At 54.1% G+C, this 21,307-nt stretch carries 16 protein-coding genes; 6 read left to right on the top strand and 10 right to left on the bottom strand.

Features of this window, described 5'->3' with window-relative positions:
- Positions 1 to 8: 8 nt before the first annotated feature.
- Together ACE38U_RS13205 and ACE38U_RS13200 are read right to left on the bottom strand one after the other, a co-directional pair.
- On the bottom strand, positions 9 to 1,463 hold the full coding sequence (locus tag ACE38U_RS13205; protein WP_375529894.1) for an FAD-binding oxidoreductase: 1,455 nt from the start codon (positions 1,461 to 1,463) through the stop codon (positions 9 to 11).
- Positions 1,464 to 1,533: 70 nt separating this feature from the next.
- Entirely contained in the window at positions 1,534 to 2,319 is a 786-nt protein-coding gene (locus ACE38U_RS13200) for an SDR family oxidoreductase (protein ID WP_008458368.1), read from the bottom strand.
- A gap of 347 nt (positions 2,320 to 2,666) precedes the next feature.
- On the opposite strand from ACE38U_RS13200, the gene ACE38U_RS13195 reads away from it, so the two are divergent.
- Both ACE38U_RS13195 and ACE38U_RS13190 read left to right on the top strand, forming a co-directional pair.
- Positions 2,667 to 3,965, top strand: coding sequence for an MFS transporter (locus ACE38U_RS13195; RefSeq protein ID WP_375529893.1), 1,299 nt, complete (start codon positions 2,667 to 2,669; stop codon positions 3,963 to 3,965).
- A gap of 26 nt (positions 3,966 to 3,991) precedes the next feature.
- Positions 3,992 to 5,470, top strand: coding sequence for an FGGY-family carbohydrate kinase (locus tag ACE38U_RS13190; protein WP_375529892.1), 1,479 nt, complete (start codon positions 3,992 to 3,994; stop codon positions 5,468 to 5,470).
- A 46-nt stretch (positions 5,471 to 5,516) separates the two neighbouring features.
- Here ACE38U_RS13190 and queE read toward each other — a convergent pair whose 3' ends face one another.
- A complete protein-coding gene (gene queE, locus ACE38U_RS13185; RefSeq protein WP_038483216.1) occupies positions 5,517 to 6,188 on the bottom strand; it encodes a 7-carboxy-7-deazaguanine synthase QueE in 672 nt (223 codons plus the stop codon).
- A 272-nt stretch (positions 6,189 to 6,460) separates the two neighbouring features.
- On the opposite strand from queE, the gene ACE38U_RS13180 reads away from it, so the two are divergent.
- The 3 genes from ACE38U_RS13180 to ACE38U_RS13170 are packed head-to-tail and all read left to right on the top strand — an operon-like array spanning position 6,461 to position 8,750.
- Positions 6,461 to 7,174, top strand: a complete 714-nt coding sequence (locus ACE38U_RS13180) for a nucleoside recognition domain-containing protein (protein ID WP_176981173.1) — start codon at positions 6,461 to 6,463, stop codon at positions 7,172 to 7,174.
- Positions 7,167 to 7,634, top strand: a complete 468-nt coding sequence (locus ACE38U_RS13175; RefSeq protein WP_038479397.1) for a YjiG family protein — start codon at positions 7,167 to 7,169, stop codon at positions 7,632 to 7,634. Before ACE38U_RS13180 ends, ACE38U_RS13175 begins: the two co-directional genes overlap by 8 nt.
- Positions 7,635 to 7,637: 3 nt before the next feature.
- Complete coding sequence (locus tag ACE38U_RS13170; RefSeq protein WP_375529891.1) at positions 7,638 to 8,750, top strand: M20 family metallopeptidase; 1,113 nt, start codon at positions 7,638 to 7,640, stop codon at positions 8,748 to 8,750.
- A gap of 32 nt (positions 8,751 to 8,782) precedes the next feature.
- On the opposite strand, the gene adhP is transcribed toward ACE38U_RS13170, so the two are convergent.
- The 6 genes from adhP to rlmD all read right to left on the bottom strand — a co-directional run bounded on the left by adhP (position 8,783) and on the right by rlmD (position 17,709).
- Positions 8,783 to 9,799: an alcohol dehydrogenase AdhP gene (adhP, locus tag ACE38U_RS13165; protein ID WP_038479390.1), complete on the bottom strand. Its 1,017-nt coding sequence runs from the start codon at positions 9,797 to 9,799 to the stop codon at positions 8,783 to 8,785.
- Positions 9,800 to 9,966: 167 nt separating this feature from the next.
- Complete coding sequence (eno, locus tag ACE38U_RS13160; protein WP_016538007.1) at positions 9,967 to 11,271, bottom strand: phosphopyruvate hydratase; 1,305 nt, start codon at positions 11,269 to 11,271, stop codon at positions 9,967 to 9,969.
- An 87-nt stretch (positions 11,272 to 11,358) separates the two neighbouring features.
- On the bottom strand, positions 11,359 to 12,996 hold the full coding sequence (pyrG, locus tag ACE38U_RS13155; protein ID WP_375529890.1) for a glutamine hydrolyzing CTP synthase: 1,638 nt from the start codon (positions 12,994 to 12,996) through the stop codon (positions 11,359 to 11,361).
- Positions 12,997 to 13,221: 225 nt separating this feature from the next.
- Positions 13,222 to 14,013: a nucleoside triphosphate pyrophosphohydrolase gene (mazG, locus tag ACE38U_RS13150; protein WP_038479385.1), complete on the bottom strand. Its 792-nt coding sequence runs from the start codon at positions 14,011 to 14,013 to the stop codon at positions 13,222 to 13,224.
- Positions 14,014 to 14,112: 99 nt separating this feature from the next.
- Positions 14,113 to 16,344 carry a GTP diphosphokinase gene (gene relA / locus ACE38U_RS13145; protein ID WP_038479382.1) on the bottom strand — a complete coding sequence of 744 codons (2,232 nt, stop codon included), beginning with the start codon at positions 16,342 to 16,344 and terminating at the stop codon, positions 14,113 to 14,115.
- 51 nt (positions 16,345 to 16,395) lie between these two features.
- The gene (gene rlmD, locus ACE38U_RS13140) at positions 16,396 to 17,709 is read right to left on the bottom strand and encodes a 23S rRNA (uracil(1939)-C(5))-methyltransferase RlmD (protein ID WP_176981202.1); all 1,314 of its coding nucleotides are present in this window, start codon (positions 17,707 to 17,709) and stop codon (positions 16,396 to 16,398) included.
- Between the two features lie 61 nt (positions 17,710 to 17,770).
- On the opposite strand from rlmD, the gene barA reads away from it, so the two are divergent.
- Positions 17,771 to 20,527 (top strand): two-component sensor histidine kinase BarA, encoded by a 2,757-nt coding sequence (gene barA / locus ACE38U_RS13135; RefSeq protein ID WP_038479376.1) that lies wholly within the window; start codon positions 17,771 to 17,773, stop codon positions 20,525 to 20,527.
- A gap of 69 nt (positions 20,528 to 20,596) precedes the next feature.
- On the opposite strand, the gene ACE38U_RS13130 is transcribed toward barA, so the two are convergent.
- Positions 20,597 to 21,169, bottom strand: coding sequence for a TetR/AcrR family transcriptional regulator (locus ACE38U_RS13130; RefSeq protein WP_038479373.1), 573 nt, complete (start codon positions 21,167 to 21,169; stop codon positions 20,597 to 20,599).
- Positions 21,170 to 21,307 lie beyond the last annotated feature (138 nt).

Here is a 21,307-nt window from a genome sequence, read left to right as displayed (position 1 = left end):
CTGTACGGTTACTTTTCAATCGGCCAAATCGTGCCGGTATTCATGATGCCGTTTGGATCGTACTGATCTTTCAGGCCCTGCATGATTGGCCATGCGGTGCCGTGCTCCAGCTTAGACCAGTGCACGCGGTGCTTGCCGATCCCGTGGTGGTGCACCATCGAGCCGCCGAGGCGAATCGTCTCTTCCACGATGATTTTGTTCAGCGGGTTGTGGTACTTGTCGATCTCCTCTTCCGGCTTGCAGTCCACCACGTTGTAGTCGTAAACGAAGTACATGTTGGTGCCGTTGATGTAGCTGTGGGAGGAGTGGCCGCCCAGCATAGTGATGTCGCCTGCATGAGGGAACTCATTACGAATGCGCTCGATCACATTGTGGTAAATCTCATGGATGCAGCTCCAGCTGCCGGAAACTTCGGTGGTAAAGCCCATGTTGCCGGTTTTCATGATCTGCACGCGTTCGGCGGCCACTTTTTCCGGGCCCCAGTTCAGGTTGTTGAACCAGGTTTCGATCAGCTTGCTGTCCACTTTCTTGCATTCCGGGTAACGAGCGACGATCTCTTCGATACCTGTACCTGTCGCTTCCGCCAGGCGCTTAGAGCCTTCCGCCATAAAGATAAGCACGCATTTGCCTTCGGCAAAATGGGTGAAGTGCTGGGTGCCGTCTTCGGCGTCATACAGGCGGGCAATCGACGGACGATAGCCTTCGGCCATCACTTCACGCAGGATGTTGAAGCCGGTTTTCATGTTGTCGAGGATGTAGCCGTAGAACAGGTTGTTTTCCGGCATGTATTTGAAGATTTTTACCGTCACTTCGGTGATGTAGCAGAGCGCCCCTTCATTACCGATAATCACATGGCGGATATCCGGGCCAGCGGCGCGGCGCGGCACGTTTTTAATGCGCGTAATGCTGCCATCCGGGAACACGGCTTCCAGGCCAACGACCATGTCCTCAATCGCCCCGTACAGGGTTGAGAACTGGCCGATGCTGCGGGTAGCGACCAGGCCGCCCATTTGTGCCAGCGGCTTGGATTGCGGAGAGTGGCCGGTGGTGTAACCCTTTGCGCGAAGCGCATCTTCCAGCACTTCCAGCGGAACGCCGCATTGGGCGGTCGCCTGCATGTTTTCAATATCGATATCGATAATTTTGTTCAGCCCTGAGCCGTCCAGCACCACGGTGTTTTTCACCACGGTTTCCAGGCCGCCTTCCGTTGCAGAGGCGCCGGTACGCGGGATACAGGTGATGCGGTTGCTGTTCAGAAACGCCAGCACGCTGGAGACTTGCTCAGCGCTCTGTAATTTAACTACCGCGGCCGGCAGCGGCTGAGTGTACACGCCATGAATATCCGCATATTTTCTGAACCGGTCGATACTGTTTTTCTGCAATACTTTCTCATCGGTAATAACCTGCTGTGGGCCAACGATTTCTTTTAATTGATCCACAATTGCTTCGCGAGATAAAGACATGACAACTCCTTCCTGACAAATAAGGGAATACGGATAAAAATAATAGAAAGCAGGAACCACCCTGCGAGAATTACCTGACCAAATAACCACCATCAACCACTAATAAATGGCCATTCACATAATCTGAAGCGCGGCTGGATAAATAAACCATCGCCCCCATAAGATCCTGAGTTTCACCCCAGCGGTTGGCTGGAATATGATCAAGTACGCGTTTATTGGTTTCCGGATTTTTACGAGTTTCAGTAGTAATATCGGTGGCATAATAACCAGGCGCGATACCGTTCACCTGAATATTATATTGACCTAACTCATCACAATACGCTTTCGTTAAGCCGGCCAGGGCGTGTTTTGTGGCGGAATAAGCCGGAGACCACTGCCCGCCAAGATAAGAAAATAACGAACAGATATTAATGATTTTTCCGTGTTTTTGCGGAATCATCACTTTTGCCGCTTCGTGGCTTAATTCAAACGCGGCGGTCAGGTTGATATTGATCATCGGGTCCCAGTCGGCGCGGCCGAAGTCCAGCACCTTGTTGAGCTTACAAATCCCGGCGTTGTTGACCAGAATATCCACCGAGCCAAAGGTTTCAAGGCACTGGGCAATGACCTGAGCAGGCGCGCCTTTTTCGGTAATGTCGACGGTCATAAAGGCCACTTTTACGCCTTGCTGTTCAATAAGTTGACGCGTTTCTCCTTTCTCTTCCACCACCGTTGGAATAAACACATTCGCCCCGGCTTTCGCCAGCGCCATGGCAAACGCCTGCCCCAGCCCGCTGTTGCCGCCGGTGACAATCGCCGTCTTCCCTTTCAGCGAGAAGAAGTCCAGTGAGAATTCGTTGAGTGCGCTGAGCGACATGGTGAACTCCTTAAGTTTTTTAAACGCAAAAAAAATGAGAAAAGTAAGCTCCCCCCGAAAGGGAAGTTACTTTTCTCATCGTCTCTAGTAACTGGCTAAAATAAGTATCACAGCGGCAGACTGCGTTATGTGATCAACATCACAACTCATTAACGCGAAGATTTTAACGCTAAATTATTCACCATGAAAACCAATAGCGTGATATTTCTCACACTAAAAAACAGCGTCCCATGATAATAATCTCCGCAATTACTAGAGCCTATGAGAAAAGTAATCAACCCCCACAAGGGATTGGTTGCTTTTCTCTTTTTTTTGCCTTCAACAACCCTACTCACTGAGAGTACACCATGCGTGATTCAAATTTTCGTCGCTGGCTAACGCTGGCAATAATAAGTATCAGTGGTGGCGTAAGCTTTGACCTTGCTTATTTAAGGTATATTTACCAAATCCCAATGGCAAAATTTATGGGATTTAGCAATACCGAAATAGGCTTAATTATGAGTACTTTCGGAATAACCGCAATTATCCTTTATGCGCCCAGCGGAATTATTGCCGACAAATTTTCTCACCGCTTAATGATGACCCTGGCAATGATTGCCACCGGCCTGCTGGGCATCGTCATGGCTTTCTACCCTCCGCTCTGGGTGATGATAGTTATTCAGGTTGCCTTCGCCATCACCACGATTCTGATGCTGTGGTCGGTCTCAATTAAAGCCGCTTCCCTGCTGGGCGATCACAGCGAACAGGGGAAGATCATGGGCTGGATGGAAGGCCTGAGAGGCGTGGGAGTCATGGCGCTGGCGGTCTTCACCATGTGGGTATTCTCACGCTTTGCCCCGGAAGATGCCAACAGCCTTAAGGCCGTTATTCTGATCTACAGCGGCGTTTATATTGCGCTCGGCGTGCTGTGTTGGTTCTTCGTCAGCGATGGCTTTACCGGCCGCTCGGAGGATGCTCTGGAAGCTAAAAAACCGGCGTTCCAGCTCAAAGATATTCTGTCCGTATTGCGCATCAGCACCACCTGGTACTGCAGTATGGTTATCTTCGGGGTCTACACTATCTATGCGATCCTGAGCTACTCCACCAACTACCTGACGGAGATGTACGGCATGTCGCTGGTGGCCGCCAGCTATATGGGCATCGTGATAAATAAAATCTTCCGCGCCTTTTGCGGCCCGCTGGGCGGCATCATTACCACCTACAGCCGAATTAAGTCGCCGACTCGCGTTGTGCAGTTGCTTTCTATTGTCGGGGCCGTGGCATTGGTTGCGCTACTGGCGACAAACTCAAATCCTCAGTCCGTCGCCATGGGCATTGGCCTGATTCTGCTGCTGGGCTTCACCTGCTACGCCTCGCGCGGGCTTTACTGGGCCTGCCCGGGCGAAGCCAGAACGCCGCCCTATATTATGGGTACCACCGTCGGCATCTGCTCGGTCATTGGCTTCCTGCCGGACGTGTTTGTTTACCCGCTTGTCGGCCACTGGCAGGACACCCTTCCTGCCGGGGAAGCCTACCGCAACATGTGGCTGATGGGATTAGCCGCGCTGTGCATGGTTATCGTGTTTGCCTTTTTGCTGATTTGTAAAATTCGCGCAGCCGACGTGACACAGGAAAAATTGGCATCGCTGGCCGCAACAGGCGAGTGATGAGGGAAAATTGAAGGAGAAAGGCAATGTCGAAGAAATACATCATTGGGATTGATGGTGGCAGCCAGAGTACAAAAGTCGTGATGTACGATCTGGCGGGCAATATCGTCTGCGAAGGCAAGGGGCAGCTCCAGCCGATGCACACGCCTGATGCGGATACCGCCGAGCACCCTGACGACGATCTGTGGGACTCGCTGTGCCGCGCCGGGCAGGATTTGATGAGCAATTTTACGGGCGACATGAGCGCCATCGTCGGGATTGGACTCGGCTCCATACGCTGCTGCCGTGCCTTATTAAAATCCGATGGCACCCCTGCTGAGCCGCTGATCAGCTGGCAGGATGCTCGCGTCACCCGGCCTTACGAGCACACTAACCCTGATGTCGCCTGGGTGACATCATTCTCGGGGTATTTGTCGCACCGCTTAACCGGGGAGTTCAAAGACAATATCGCCAACTATTTTGGCCAGTGGCCGGTGGATTACAAAACGTGGTCGTGGAGCGACGATGGCGAAGTGCTGAAGAAATTCAACATTCCGCGCACCATGCTGTTTGATGTTCAGATGCCGGGCACGATCATCGGCCATCTTACGGAGAAAGCCGCCAGGGCAACGGGATTCCCAGCAGGGTTACCGGTGGTTTGCACCACCAGCGATAAACCGGTCGAAGCGCTGGGGGCCGGGCTGCTGGATGACGAAACCGCGGTGATTTCCCTCGGCACCTATATCGCGCTGATGATGAACGGCAAAGCGCTGCCAAAAGCGCCTGTCGCCTGGTGGCCAATCATGTCATCCATTCCGGAAACGCTGCTGTATGAAGGTTACGGTATCCGCAAGGGGATGTGGACGGTGAGCTGGCTGCGGGACATGCTGGGCGAGTCGCTGATTCAGGATGCCAAAGCGCAAAATCTCTCGCCGGAAGGGCTACTGAATAAAAAGGCTGCTCTGGTGCCACCGGGCTGTAACGGCCTGATGACCGTTCTGGACTGGCTGACCAATCCGTGGGAACCGTTCAAACGTGGGATCATGATTGGGTTTGATTCCAGCATGGACTACGCATGGATTTACCGTTCAATCCTCGAAAGCATCGCGCTGACGCTGAAAAACAACTACGACAATATGTGCCATGAGATGGACCACTTTGCCAAACACGTGATAATCACCGGCGGCGGTTCCAACAGCGATCTGTTTATGCAAATCTTTGCCGACGTGTTCAATCTGCCGGTCAGGCGTAACGCCATCAACGGCTGTGCAAGCCTGGGCGCGGCCATCAACACCGCCGTTGGGCTAGGGCTGTATACCAGCTATGAAGAAGCCGTCGAAAAAATGGTGCGGGTCAAAGATGTGTTTATGCCTGTTGAAAGCAACGCTAAGCGCTATGAGGCGCTAAACAAGGGGATTTTCAGGGAGTTAACGCAGCATACTGATGCCATTTTGAAGAAATCGTATCAGGTACTGCACGGAGACCTGGAGAACACAGACGCTATTCAAAGCTGGTCCAACGCTTAACCTCACGTTCAAAGCCGGGTGCCCTTTCGACGCCCGGCTTAACGCATCAGGCAATATTCAGATACTTATGCGTTTGCATCGACAGACGCCAGTTACGCGCGATACAGGTTTCAATACACAGGCGCGTCGCGTCGTCTTTTTGGCTGATCGGCTGTAAGGCAATAATCCGACTCTTCTCGTCCGTCAGCGTGGCAAGCAGTTCGTCCAGCGCTTCAACGTCGCGCATGCGGCCCACTGGATGCTTAATTTCATCCGCTCGCTCCAGCGCCTGCGACAGAATGTCGTAGCCGCCGCGCATGTTCACCTTAGGGGAAACCGTCACCCAGGTATTCGCCGTGCAGCGCACTTCGTGAGTGCCGCTGGTTTCTATCTGGCAGCTAAACCCGTTTTTCTCCAGCAGATCGGTCAGCGGCGTAAGGTCATGAATACAAGGCTCGCCGCCGGTGATAACCACATGCCGCGCGGTATAGCCCTGACGGCCAATCACCGCCAGCAGATCTTCGGCGCTTCCCGCGCCCCATTTGTCGCTTTCTTTGGTTTTGGCCAGGATGCTGAACAGCGAAACTTCGCGATCCGCAAGCTTATCCCAGGTATGTTTGGTATCGCACCAGGCGCAGCCTACCGGGCAACCCTGCAGGCGAATAAAAATGGCGGGCACGCCGGTAAAATAGCCTTCCCCTTGCAGGGTCTGGAACATCTCGTTAATCGGGTACTGCATAATCATCTCGGTCATAGTCACAAAAAGTAATTATCGCAGAACTGGCGATGGAGATCATGCGAAAGCGGCTGCGCCGCGGCGATGTCAGATGCACGTCCTATGATTCAGCCCGAAGCAAAACCTCCATTTCCACGGCTACTGTGTGTCAGCTCTCAACTTTCTCACGGTGATTAATTGTTCGCTCCCGATGTTGATCGTCGTCATCACGGCACGTATTGCTAAGTCCTAGCATCCATCTGGCTTTCCCCTGAAATCACATAAGGAAATGATAAATGGATAATTCTTCTGTTCCCGGACAACAAAGAGTGGGGCTCAGCGCCTGGTTTAGTTTGCTATTTGCGATGGTCTTTTTTTCTGGCCTGTTGGGCGGGAAAAACTGGTATGGCGTGTTTGACTTCACCACGCTAAACGGCGCCTTCGGCAAAGTTGTCAGCGGCGTTAATCCAGCCGGAGAATCGCTGGATGTCGCCAAAAGCGCCTTCCGCGGCAACGGCGGGTATGGCGCAATGGACGGCTTTCTCTTCGCTTTCGGCCTGATTCCTGCCGTGATGTTTGCGCTGGGCATGATTAACGTGCTGGAACACTACGGCGCACTGCGGGCCGCAAGAAAGCTGCTGACGCCTCTCCTCCGGCCCTTGATGGGCGTTCCCGGTGCCACTGGCCTTGCGCTAATCGGCAGCCTGCAAAGTACCGACGTTGGCGCGTCACTCACCCGCGTGCTGGCTGATGAAGGTCAGATTACCGAAAAAGAAAAAACCGTGTTCACCATGTTCCAGTTTTCCGCCGGAGCCATGATCACCAACTTTTTCTCTTCCGGGGCGGTGCTCTTCACGCTGATCGCCGTTGACGGCAGCCAGGCCGTGCCAAGCTCTATTGGCATGTGCGTCGCCGTGATATTCATTATGAAAATCGTGGGGGCAAACATGATGCGCCTGATCCTGAACGTCACAGAGCGCAAAGCAAAAACAGAGGTGCAGCATGGCTGATACAGCAAAACCGATGATCACCGATGTCTTTGTGGCCGGGGCGCGCAAAGGCTGGACCATAGCCACTACCAGCACGCTGCCCAATGTATTGATGGCATTCATTATTATCTATGCGCTTGAGCTGACGGGCGCGCTGCAGGGTATGGCGTGGCTGTTTGGCCCGGTAATGAAACTCTTCGGGCTGCCCGGTGAAGCCGCGGCGGTACTTATCGGCGGCTGGATGTCGATGGGCGGCGGCGTAGGCGTCGCCATCAGCCTGTTTGAAAGAGGAATTCTCAGCGGAGAACACCTGGCTATTCTCGCGCCGGCCATCTATTTGATGGGCTCGCAGGTGCAATATGCCGGGCGTATTCTCGGCGTCGTTGGCATCCCTGCGAAACGCATTCCGCTGATGATAGCCCTTTCCGTACTCAACGCATTTTGCGCCATGCTGATCATGCGCGTTCTTATTCTGGAGTAATTCATGGACCTGAAACAGTATCTTCAAGAGTTAAAAAGAGTCGTGAATATCGACTGCGGCACCGCCACCCTTGCTGGTGTGGAAGAAGTCAGCCATATCTTTCAGCAATGGTATCTGTCAGAAAACTGGCACTGTGACAGCGTTGATCTGGGGAACAAAGTAGGGCCGGGTCTGTTTGCCACCAATAAACCCAATGCCACGTGGTACGACGTTTTACTGGTGGGACATATGGATACCGTATTCCCGCCGGGAACCGTTTCAGAGCGCCCTTTCAGCATTGAAGGCGATCGCGCCTATGGACCTGGCGTTTCGGACATGAAAAGCGGCCTTCTGGCAATTCTCTGGGCTCTGCGCGGGATGGAAAAAGCGGATCTTGAGCGGCTCGCTATCGCCGTGGCCATGAACCCGGACGAAGAAACTGGCTCGGCCTATTCACACGAATGGATCGGCGGCATCGCAAAACGCAGCCGCTGTGTGCTGGTGTGCGAAGCCGCAAGAGCCGACGGCTCACTGGTTAAAGCGCGAAAAGGCATGGCCCGCTACCGCCTGGCTTTTAAAGGCGTTGCCGCCCATGCGGGTAACGATCCGGAAAAAGGGCGTTCGGCGGTTAAAGCGCTCGCTCACGCGGTGCTGGCGATAAGCGATTTGGCCGATCCGACTAAGGGTACCACGCTGAACACCGGCGTTATTTCCGGCGGCGTCGGGGCGAATATAGTGGCGGATCGCGCGGAGATGATTGTCGATCTTCGCTTCAATGATAACGACGAATATCTGCGGGTTAACGAGGCCGTTCAGTCGTTCAGCCAGCGCCAGTTCGAACCAGATGTGCTAACAACCGTCGAACAGCAGGCACAAACGCCAGCGATGTCGCCTTCCGCCGAAACGGAAAAGCTGATGAAGCTGGTGGAAAAAGCCGGTGAGGCTGTCGACGTAGAAGTCCGCTGGCAGGCGGTAGGCGGTGGCTCAGACGCCAATCACACGGCGGCCCTTGGCATACCTTCTCTGGACGGATTTGGCCCTATAGGCGCGGGCTTCCATTCCCCTTCTGAATACCTGGAGCTGAACAGCATTGAACCTCGGGTTCGACTGCTGCGTGAAGTTATTCGCTCGCTGTAAAAAAAAGGCCGGGATCTTCCCGGCCTGCTTCATTATTTTTTCAGTTTAAAATCAATCACCATGCGGCCTTTGATCTTGCCGCTCTCCATTTCATGGAAAATGGTATTAATGTCCTCCAGAGGACGTAGCGTCACCTTCGGCGTTACCTTTCCTTCCGCTGCAAACTGGAATGCCTCGGTCAGGTCCTGACGCGTACCGACCAGCGAGCCAACAACCTCAATGCCGTCCAGTACCAGGCGAGGAATGTTCAGGCTCATGGACTCCGGCGGCAGGCCAACGGCCACGATACGAGACCCGGCACGAACAGCGTCAACGGCAGAGTTAAAGGCTGCTTTAGCAACGGCAGTCACTACCGCGGCGTGGGCACCACCGGTTTTTTCCTGAATGATTTTTGCCGCGTCTTCGTTACGGGAGTTGATCACCAGATCGGCCCCGCTCTCTTTGGCGAATTCGAGCTGAGCGTCGTTGACGTCAACCGCAATAACCTTCGCGTTAAAGACGTTTTTGGCGTACTGCAGCGCGAGGTTGCCGAGGCCACCTAAACCGTAGATAGCAATCCACTGGCCCGGCTTAATATGGGAAACTTTTACCGCTTTATAGGTTGTTACCCCGGCACAGGTAATGCTGCTGGCTTCGGCAGATGCCAGGCCATCCGGCACTTTTACCGCATAGTCAGCCACCACGATGCATTCTTCCGCCATGCCGCCGTCTACGGTAAAGCCCGCATTGGTTACGCTACGGCACAGGGTTTCATTACCAGAATTACAGTATTCACAGTGGCCGCATCCGCGGAAGAACCAGGCCACGCTTGCCCGATCGCCTACTTTCAGCGAGCTGACACCCGGCCCAATCGCCTTCACGATGCCAATGCCTTCATGCCCCAGCGTGGTGCCGGTAACATCGCCAAAGTCGCCGTTTTTAACGTGCAAATCCGTATGGCAAACGCCACAGCATTCCATAGCCAACAGCGCTTCACCATGCTCCAGCGAACGCACGGGTTTATCAACGATATCGACTGAATGGTTCTGACTTACTACTGCTGCTTTCATATGCGGTCTCCTGACCTGATGTGAATAACCCGACAAGCCTGGCCCAGCAGGCCGAAGGACGCAACAGATAAGCGTTAATTAAGCATTTGATGTGAAAGGTTTTAAATTTAAGACGAAAAAAAACCCGCCGAAGCGGGTTTTTCAAAGTCTAAAGCAGCAGTAAGAAATTACTGGCCTTTAACTTCTTTCAGACCGTTGAACGGCGCTGGGGTGCCCTGTGCAGCCAGTGCTTCTTCGATACGAATCAGCTGGTTGTACTTAGCAACACGGTCAGAACGGCTCATAGAACCGGTTTTGATCTGGCCAGCAGCGGTACCAACAGCCAGGTCAGCGATGGTAGCGTCTTCGGTTTCGCCTGAACGGTGAGAGATAACCGCAGTGTAGCCAGCGTCTTTCGCCATTTTGATCGCAGCCAGAGTTTCGGTCAGGGAACCGATCTGGTTGAATTTGATCAGGATGGAGTTAACGATGCCTTTTTCGATACCTTCTTTCAGGATCTTGGTGTTGGTTACGAACAGATCGTCACCAACCAGCTGGATTTTGTCGCCCAGAACTTTGGTCTGGTATGCGAAACCAGCCCAGTCAGATTCGTCCAGACCGTCTTCGATAGAAACGATTGGGTAATCTTTGGTCAGGTTTTCCAGGAAGTGAGTGAACTCTTCGGAGGTGAACGCTTTGTTGCCTTCGCCAGCCAGAACGTATTTACCGTCTTTGTAGAATTCAGACGCTGCACAGTCCATTGCCAGAGTAACGTCTTTACCCAGCTCGTAACCTGCTGCTTTAACCGCTTCAGCGATTACAGCCAGCGCTTCTGCGTTGGAACCCAGGTTAGGCGCGTAGCCACCTTCGTCACCAACAGCGGTGTTCATACCTTTGGACTTCAGCACTTTAGCCAGGTTATGGAACACTTCAGAACCGATACGTACCGCTTCTTTCAGAGTTTTTGCGCCAACAGGCTGAATCATGAACTCTTGAATATCAACGTTGTTGTCAGCGTGCTCGCCGCCGTTGATGATGTTCATCATAGGCAGAGGCATAGAGTATTTGCCTGGGGTGCCGTTCAGTTCAGCGATGTGAGCGTAAAGCGGCAGGCCTTTAGAGGCAGCAGCAGCTTTAGCAGCAGCCAGAGAAACAGCCAGGATGGCGTTAGCGCCAAACTTGGATTTGTTCTCGGTGCCATCCAGATCGATCATGATCTTATCGATGTTAGCCTGGTCTTTAGCATCTTTGCCAAGCACAGCTTCAGCGATCGGGCCGTTAACAGCAGCAACAGCTTTCAGTACGCCTTTACCCATGAAACGAGATTTGTCGCCATCGCGCAGTTCCAGAGCTTCACGGGAACCGGTAGAAGCACCTGATGGTGCAGCTGCCAGACCAACGAAACCGCCTTCCAGGTGAACTTCGGCTTCAACAGTCGGGTTACCGCGGGAGTCGATGATTTCACGACCGATCACTTTCACAATTTTGGACATAGTAGGTTTTCCTCAAGTCACAACGTTAAACTAAAACTCCAGACAAACAACGCGCGAGAATGTCGCGCGTTGCCGTTCTAACTCTACTTACTTCGCCTGGCGTTTCTGGTACTCACCGGCGGCTTTCACGAAGCCTGCAAACAGTGGGTGCCCGTCACGCGGAGTCGAAGTGAATTCCGGGTGGAACTGGCAGGCAACAAACCATGGATGGTTTGGCACCTCAATGATTTCCACCAGTTGGTCATCACCGGAACGACCTGCAACACGTAAACCAGCTGCTTCAATCGGTTTCAACAACATGTTGTTGACTTCATAGCGATGGCGATGGCGTTCAACGATAGTCGGCTCACCGTACATCTGACGAACCAGGCTACCGTCGGTCAGCTGACATTGCTGCCCGCCGAGGCGCATGGTGCCGCCCAGATCGCTCTTCTCGGTGCGCACTTCAACGTTGCCTTCTTCATCGCGCCACTCGGTGATCAATGCCACCACAGGGTACTTACAGTCTGGCACAAATTCAGTGGAGTTGGCGTTATCCATGCCCGCCACGTTACGGGCGAACTCGATAAGGGCAACCTGCATACCCAGGCAAATACCGAGGTACGGGATGTTGTTTTCACGGGCATAGCTCGCGGTAGCAATTTTGCCTTCAACGCCGCGATAGCCGAAGCCGCCAGGGATCAGGATAGCATCCAGACCTTTCAGCAGCTCAACGCCACGAGTTTCAACATCCTGTGAATCAATCAGCTTGATGTTCACGGTCAGACGGTTTTTCAGCCCGCCGTGTTTCAGCGCTTCAATCACCGATTTATAGGCATCCGGCAGTTCTATGTACTTACCGACCATACCGATGGTGATTTCGCCCGTTGGGTTGGCTTCTTCGTAGATAACCTGTTCCCATTCTGCCAGATTGGCTTCCGGCGCGTTCAAGCTGAATCGTTTACAAATATAATCGTCCAGCCCCTGTGATTTCAACAGGCCTGGAATTTTATAGATAGAATCGACGTCTTTCAGAGAGATTACCGCTTTCTCTGGAACGTTACAGAACAATGCAATCTTCGCACGTTCGTTGGCCGGTACAACGCGGTCAGAACGGCAAATCAGCACGTCTGGCTGGATACCAATGGAAAGCAGTTCTTTTACGGAGTGCTGAGTCGGCTTAGTTTTCACTTCACCGGCTGCGGCCATGTAAGGCACCAGCGTCAGATGCATGTAGAGGGTGTGCTCACGGCCCACTTCTACCGCCATCTGGCGAATCGCTTCCAGGAACGGCAGGGATTCGATGTCACCGACGGTACCGCCGATTTCAACCAGCACCACGTCGTGGCCTTCGCCGCCTTCCAGAATACGTTCTTTAATGGCATTGGTGATGTGCGGGATAACCTGCACGGTCGCGCCAAGATAGTCACCACGGCGTTCTTTACGCAGAACGTCAGAATAGATACGGCCGGTGGTGAAGTTGTTACGGCGGCTCATCTTGTTACGGATAAAGCGCTCGTAGTGACCCAAATCCAGGTCGGTTTCAGCGCCGTCTTCGGTAACGAACACTTCCCCATGTTGAATAGGGCTCATGGTACCCGGATCGACGTTGATGTACGGATCGAGTTTCATGATGGATACGTTGAGGCCACGGGCTTCAAGAATAGCTGCGAGGGAGGCTGCGGCAATGCCTTTACCCAGAGAGGATACGACCCCGCCGGTCACAAAAATATAGTTCGTTGTCATGCTGAACCTGAGAAGTTAGGTTTAAAGACGATGGAATAACCAGGACGGGAAAGCAGTATACCCGAACAGCATGGGTGCCACAAACATTCATTCTGTCCTGTGGATTTTCTCCTGGCCCCACAGTCAGGCTAAGAAAATAGCCCTTCCGTGATAAATGTTTTTGACGCAAATCAATCGCTTGTTAAATAAAAAGCGCCATAAAGCGCACTTGATAGCAAAAACGCTTTAGATATCAGTTTCCTGGCGTTTCACTTCCTGCCAGGCCTTTTCCATAATCTCCAGCCCCGCCTGCTCCATGGTCAGCCCCTGAGCGGCAACAATCGCTTCCACTTTTCGGAAACGGGCCTCAAATTTTCGGTTCGCTTTTTGTAAAGCGACCTCGGCTTTGGTGCCCAGATGACGAGCCAGATTGACGGTAGCGAACAATAAATCGCCCACTTCTTCTTCCAGTTTTGCCTCATCCACCACGGCCTGCTGGGCTTCAAACATCACTTCGTCAATTTCTTCGTGCACTTTATCCAGCACCGGGCCAAGCGTCTTCCAGTCGAAGCCGACGTTTGAGCAGCGTTTCTGGATTTTTTGCGCCCGCATCAGCGCGGGCAGCGCCTCGGGGATATCGTCGAGTGCAGAGTGTTGTGCCTTCTGCGCGCGCTCTTCAATTTTGATTTGCTCCCACTTCGCCAGCACTTCACCGCTGGTCGTGGCGTCTCCGTCAGCAAAGATATGCGGGTGGCGACGCTCAAGCTTGTCGCTGATGCCCCGACAGATATCCTCAAAATTAAAGCGCCCTTCTTCCTGCCCCATCTGTGCGTAAAAAACCACCTGGAATAGAAGATCGCCCAGCTCACCGCGCAGATCGTCAAAATCTTCGCGGTTAATGGCATCGAGCACTTCATAAGTTTCTTCGAGAGTGTAAGGGGCGATGGTGGCAAAGGTTTGTTCGCGATCCCACGGGCAGCCATTTTCAGGATCGCGCAGGCGTTGCATGATCCCGAGCAGGCGGTCGATTTGAGTCATTGTTATTCCTTGTTTTTTTACCCTCACCCTAACCCTCTCCCTAAAAGGGAGAGGGAACTGGATCGAGTAGAATCGTTCTCAGGAGTGAGGGGCAATAAATTAGCCGTGCAGCCTGCGAGCGTCGATAATATCCGGCACCTGATTCAGCTTGCCCAGCACGCGGCCAAGCACCTGCAGGTTGTAGATCTCAATGGTCATATCGATAGTGGCCAGCTGCTGCTTCGTGTCGCTTCGGCTGGCAACGCCAAGCACGTTAACCTTTTCGTTCGCCAGAATCGTCGTGATGTCGCGTAGCAGACCGCTGCGATCGTTCGCCGTCACGCGCACCACCAGCGAATAGCCGCTGGAGTAGCTTTCCCCCCAAACGGCATCAACGATACGTTCCGGCGCATGAGACTGCAGCTCTGCAAGCTGGTCACAGTCCGCACTGTGAATCGAGATCCCTCGCCCCTGGGTGATGAAGCCGACGATTTCATCTCCCGGAATCGGCTGACAGCAGCGGGCGATGTGGTGCATAAGATTTCCTACGCCCTCCACAACGACGCGGCCATTGTCTTTGCTGCGCGACTGCGGCGGGGCATAGGTTTTTTGCGTCAGCTGACGCAGCGCGGCGGCATCCTGTTCTTCTGCGCTCGGCTTATTAAACTGCGCCTGCAGGTAGTTGCTCATCTGATTGAGGCGGATATCCCCCCCGCCGATGGCCGCCAGCAGCTCTTCAATTTCGTTGAAGTTGTAGCGCGGCAGCAGCGTTTTCTCAGCCTCTTTCAGGCTGATCCCCAGATGCTCAATTTCGTCGTCCAGGATCTGGCGACCGGCAAGAATGTTCTTGTCCCGATCCTGCTTGCGGAACCAGTTATGGATCTTCGCGCGCCCGCGGCTGGTCGTGATGTATCCCAGGTTTGGGTTCAGCCAGTCGCGGCTCGGGTTTGGCTGTTTCTGGGTAATGACTTCAATCTGGTCGCCCATCTGCAGCTGGTAGGTGAACGGCACGATGCGCCCGCCGATTTTCGCCCCGATGCAGCGATGCCCGACATCGCTGTGGATGTGGTAGGCGAAGTCCAGCGGCGTCGAGCCGGCCGGCAGGTCAACAACATCCCCCTTCGGCGTAAACACGTACACCCGGTCGTCAAAGACCTGGCTGCGGACTTCGTCGAGCATCTCGCCGGAGTCGGACATCTCTTCCTGCCAGGCGATAAGCTTGCGCAGCCACGCAATGCGGTCTTCATGACCTGAGCTGCCGCTGCGCGCATTGCCCTCTTTGTACTTCCAGTGCGCGGCCACGCCCAGCTCGGAATCTTCATGCATCTGCCTGGTGCGGATCTGTATCTCTATGGTTTTGCCGTTCGGGCCGAGCACCACGGTGTGAATGGACTGGTAGCCATTCGGTTTAGGGTTTGCGACATAGTCGTCAAACTCATCCGGCAGGTGGCGGAAGTGAGTGTGGACTATCCCCAGCGCCGCGTAGCAGTCCTGCAGGCGCTCGGCGACGATGCGCACGGCGCGCACGTCAAACAGTTCGTCAAACGCGAGATGCTTTTTCTGCATCTTGCGCCAAATGCTGTAGATATGTTTTGGTCGGCCATAAACTTCAGCCTTTACGCCCTCTTCTTTCATCGAAGAGCGCAGCGTGCCGACAAAATCGTCGATGTACTGCTCGCGATCGATACGGCGCTCGTGCAGCAGCTTCGCTATACGCTTGTATTCTTCCGGGTGCAGGTAGCGGAAGCAGTAATCTTCCAGCTCCCACTTAAGCTGGCCAATGCCCAGGCGGTTCGCCAGCGGCGCATAGATATTGGTACATTCTTTCGCAGCCAGCACGCGCTCATCTTCCGGCGCGTCTTTCACTTCGCGCAGATGGGCGATACGTTCCGCAAGCTTAATGACCACGCAGCGGAAGTCGTCCACCATCGCCAGCAGCATCCGGCGAACGTTGTCCACCTGGTCGGAAGAAACGGAGTCGTTGTGGGTCGCTTTAAGGTGGCGAATAGCGTCCATGTCACGCACGCCGTGAATCAGGGTAACCACCTGTTTGCCGACGCTTTCCAGCATCACTTCTTCACTGACCACGCCCGCGTCCGCCAGCGGGAACAGCAGCGAGGCGCGCAGCGTATCGTTGTCCATACTCAGCATCGAGAGGATTTCGACCATCTCCACGCCACGCCACAACAGCAGCTCGGCGTCGGGATGTCCTTTGGTCTGGCGTTCACAATACGCCCAGGTTTCGGCTAAGCGTTCACACGACTGCTGGTTGGAAATCCCGAGGCTTGCAATCCATTTTTCGGGCGCAAATTCGCCAGCTTTGTTGATATGTGCACTTCTTACCGCAACCATTATCCTCTCCTGTCGGGCTAACACTCAGGCCAATGCGCCTGATTAACCCTTTTAATTACGCTCAAAGAGCGCCATAGACTCCAGATGCCCGGTGTGGGGGAACATATCGAGCATGGCCAGTCGTTTAATGTGGTACCCGGCGGCCAGCAACGCTTCGCTGTCGCGTGCCAGCGTGGTCGGGTTACAGGAAACGTACACCACGCGGCTCGGCGCCAGCTTGATGACGTGCTGCATAACGCCCGCCGCACCGGCCCGCGCCGGGTCGAGCAATATTTTAGTAAATCCTTGCTGCGCCCACGGCTGACGCGTCACGTCATCTTCCAGGTTTTCATGGAAGAATGTGACGTTTTTCAGCGAATTACGCTGAGCATTATATTCACCTTTCGCTACCAGCGCAGCAACGCCTTCAACGCCCACCACCGCGGCGGCTCGTTTTGCCAACGGCAGGGTAAAATTCCCCATTCCGCAGAACAAATCTAGCACCCGATCCTCAGGCTGCACCTCCAACCACTCGATAGCTCTGGCCACCATTTGCTGGTTCACCGCATCATTCACCTGGATGAAATCTCGTGGGCTAAAGGTTAAGCGTAGCCCGTCTGAATGATACCAGGGCTCGTCCTCCGCCAGCGATTCCAGGCTGTCGCTGTCCGGGGCGAGGAACAATGCCACCTCATGGGAATGCGAAAACCGTTCCAGTTTTTGCCGGTCACCCTGACTGAGCGGGGCCAAATGCCGCAGCACCATCAGCGGCCCGCCGTCGGCCAGAACCAGCTCCACGTGCCCAAGACGGTTGACGATACTTAATTCAGACAAGCACAGGCGTAAAGGTTCAAGTAATGCTTCAAGCCGGGGCGCCAGCACGGGGCAATGGTGAATATCCACCAGCGCCTTGTCGCTCGCCTTACGAAAGCCCATCTGTAGGGTTTGCGTACGGGGCTGATAATTCAACCCCAGCCGTGCGCGACGGCGGTATCCCCATGAATCAGCAGAAATAATGTCGTCCACCAGGCGCGGCTGTTCGCGCTCGCCCATCATGCGCCCAAGCGCTTTTGACTTCGCCTCCTGCTGCAGCGCCACGCTAACGTGCTGCTGCTGGCACCCCCCGCAGACGCCAAAATGCGGGCAGCGAGGTTTTACGCGCTCAGGGCTGTCGTTTAAACGGCGCTTTACCTCTGCCTGAGCGTAGCTACGCTTATCTTCAGTAATGCGAACCTCGACCTGTTCGCCCGGCAACGCGCCACGAATAAACAGCGCCTTGCCTTTGTGACGTGCAACGCCCTGACCGAACGGGTCAAGGTCGGTTACGGTCACGGTAAGTAATTCACGATTCGTATCGCGTCGCTTTGCAGAGTAGAATTGCGCCATGATGTAAGTAGATATGTTCTCGAATGTCACTGTTGCTTTTATTGTCCCATATCGGAACCCCATGACCAACTACAGCCTGCGCGCACGCATGATGATCCTGATTCTGGCCCCGACGCTTTTGGTCGGTTTGCTGCTCAGCATCTTTTTCGTTGTCCACCGTTACAATGACTTACAGCGCCAGCTGGAGGATGCGGGCGCCAGCATTATCGAACCGCTGGCGGTTTCCAGCGAGTATGGAATGAACTTCCATAGCCGGGAGTCGATTCGCCAACTGGTCAGCGTGCTGCACCGACGCCATTCGGACATCGTGCGCGGCATCTCTATTTACGATGAAAGCAATAAGCTGTTCGTTACCTCTAATTTTCAGCATAACGCCGTTCGCCTGAAGCTGCCCGATGGGGCAAAGCTGCCGACCGATCTCACCGTAAACCGGGCCGGCGACGTGATGATCCTGCGGATGCCGATTATTTCCGAAAGATATTCGCCGGATGAATCTGCTGAAACCAGCGTTAAGCAGAGCAACAGCACGCTTGGCTATGTAGCCATGGAGCTGGATCTCAAGTCGGTTCGGCTTCAACAGTACCGCGAGATCTTTATTTCCACGCTGATGATGCTGTTCTGCATCGGGATCGCGATGCTGTTTGCCTACCGCCTGATGCGCGACGTGACCGGGCCGATTCGCAACATGGTGAATACCGTTGACCGCATCCGCCGTGGGCAGCTGGATAGCCGGGTGGAAGGATTTATGCTCGGCGAACTGGATATGCTGAAAAACGGCATTAACTCAATGGCAATGTCGCTGACCGCCTACCACGAAGAGATGCAGCACAACGTTGATCAGGCCACATCCGACCTGCGCGAAACCCTCGAGCAGATGGAAATTCAGAACGTGGAGCTCGATCTTGCCAAGAAACGTGCGCAGGAAGCCGCCCGTATTAAATCCGAATTTCTGGCAAACATGTCCCATGAGCTGCGTACGCCGCTTAACGGGGTTATCGGCTTCACCCGTCTGACGTTAAAAACGGACTTGAATCCCACCCAGCGCGACCATCTCTATACGATTGAACGTTCGGCCAATAACTTACTCACTATCATTAACGACGTGCTGGACTTCTCCAAGCTGGAAGCGGGCAAGCTGATGCTGGAGTCCATTCCGTTCCCGCTGCGCAATACGCTGGATGAAGTAGTCACGTTGCTGGCACATTCTGCCCATGACAAGGGCCTTGAGCTGACGCTCAACATCAAAAATGACGTGCCGGACAACGTGATAGGCGATCCTCTGCGCCTGCAGCAGGTCGTCACTAACCTGGTGGGCAACGCCATTAAGTTTACCGAAACTGGCAACATCGACCTGCTGGTGGAAAAACGCGCGGAAGGGAATAACAAAGTTCAGATTGAAATGCAGATCCACGATACCGGAATCGGCATTCCTGAACAGGAGCAGTCGCGGCTCTTCCAGGCTTTTCGCCAGGCAGATGCAAGTATCTCGCGCCGCCACGGCGGTACGGGCCTTGGGTTGGTTATCACCCAGAAACTGGTCAATGAGATGGGCGGCGATATCTCCTTCCACAGCAAACCTCATCGTGGCTCAACCTTCTGGTTTCACATCAGCCTCGACCTGAACTCGAATGCCGTCAACGACAGGCAGGCGATGGACAAACTGGCGGGCAAGCGCCTGGGTTACGTTGAACCAAACGGCACCGCCGCGCAGAGTACGCTGAATTTGTTGCAGAACACCCCGCTGGAAGTGGTCCACAGCCCGTCGCTGTCCGGGCTGCCAGACGAGCATTTTGATATCCTGCTGTGCGGTATTCCCGTCACCTTTACGGAAACGCTCACGCTGGCGAACCCTAAGCTCGCCAAAGCGGTGACCATGGCGGACTGCCTGATTCTGGCGCTGCCTTGCCACACTCAGGTTGGCGCTGAGGAGCTTAAACGCCAGGGCGTGGCGGGCTGTCTGTTAAAACCTATCACCTCCACGCGTCTGTTCCCAATGCTGCTAGAAAGCTGCCCTAAAGCGAATCTGACGCTGCCGTTTATTGAGCAGGACGATAAGCTGCCGATGGCGGTCATGGCGGTGGATGACAACCCGGCAAACCTGAAGCTGATAGGCGCCCTGCTGGAAGACAGAGTGCAGCAGGTGGTGCTGTGCGAAAGCGGCTCACAGGCGCTGGAACGCGCCAGGCAGATGAATATCGACATTATTTTAATGGACATTCAAATGCCGGAAATGGACGGAATTCGTGCCTGCGAACTGATACGCCAGCTGCCACATCATCAGCAAACCCCGGTGATAGCCGTCACCGCGCACGCGCTGGCAGGGCAAAAAGAGAAGCTGATGAGCGCCGGCATGAACGACTATCTGGCCAAGCCGATTGAAGAGGAAAAGCTGCATCGCCTGCTGATGCGCTACCATCCGGGCAACATCGGCTTGCTTCCTGCCCAGCAGGAAGAACCGGCACCTCCGGCTATTAACATCAATAAAACGCTGGATTGGAACCTGGCGCTGCATCAGGCCGCGAACAAAGCCGATCTGGCCCGCGAGATGCTTGAAATGCTGCTGGAGTTTTTGCCGGAAGTGAGAAATATTCTGGAAGAACAGCTGGTTGGCGACAAACCCGAAGGACTTATCGATATCGTCCATAAGCTCCACGGCAGCTGCAGCTACAGCGGCGTTCCGCGCATGAAAAAACTCTGTCAGACGCTGGAACACGAATTACGCAGCGGCACCGCGCCGGAAGAGATGGAACCTGAAATTCTGGAGCTGCTGGACGAAATGGATAACGTTGCGCGTGAGGCGAAGAAGTACCAGATTTGAACGCGGCATTAAAGGCAAAGGGGAAATGTTCAGCGCCCTCTTTGCCTGTAGAGATAAACGTGCTGCGGCTTAGCCTTTGGTCATGCCGCGCCACATCACGTCAAACCCGGCGGATTTGTACTCTTCCCTGCGCGAAGGTTCACGCCCGGCAAATTCCATCGTGGTTTCCGCCAGCCCGAAGAAAATAGCATCGGCAAAGGACGATTCAATGCCGGTCAACGCCTCGTTGGTCACGCACTCCTTCGACAAATCCCGCAGGTCAGGATACGCCTGGTAAACCTGCTCCAGCGTTTCAGACGTGATCTTGCCGGAAACGGCCAGCTGGCGCATCGCTTTACGAGCGTTAATGTTCACCAGCCCCCAGTCGATATAGTTTCCCCACACCGTTCTTGAGCGCTCTTTACTTGGCGCGTGGCGGTCATAAGTCTTCATCAGCTCGCTGCCGAGATCTCGCTTATGATGAAGATAAACTGCATTCAGCAACTCGTCTTTGGTCGGGAAATAACGGAACAACGTCCCTTCGGCCACGCCCGCCTTTCTGGCAATTAAAGACGTTGCCGCCCCTAATCCCAGCTCCGCAATCGCATCGGTAGCCGCATCGAGTAATGCTAATCGTTTATCTTCACTTTTTGGACGAGCCACGGTTCCTCACAAGCCAGTTATCTGTATGGATAGGATTTCAGCGAACGCTGGATAGAAACGATCGCTGAACGTCATGTTCTTTATCATACCGTAAATTTTGTTGACGGTTGACCTTACCTGCCTATAATGAGTGTTTAC

It is taken from the genome of Cedecea selenatireducens (assembly GCF_042138895.1).
GTDB classification, from domain to species: domain Bacteria; phylum Pseudomonadota; class Gammaproteobacteria; order Enterobacterales; family Enterobacteriaceae; genus Cedecea; species Cedecea selenatireducens.
This window is presented reverse-complemented; position numbering and strand designations above follow the sequence as displayed.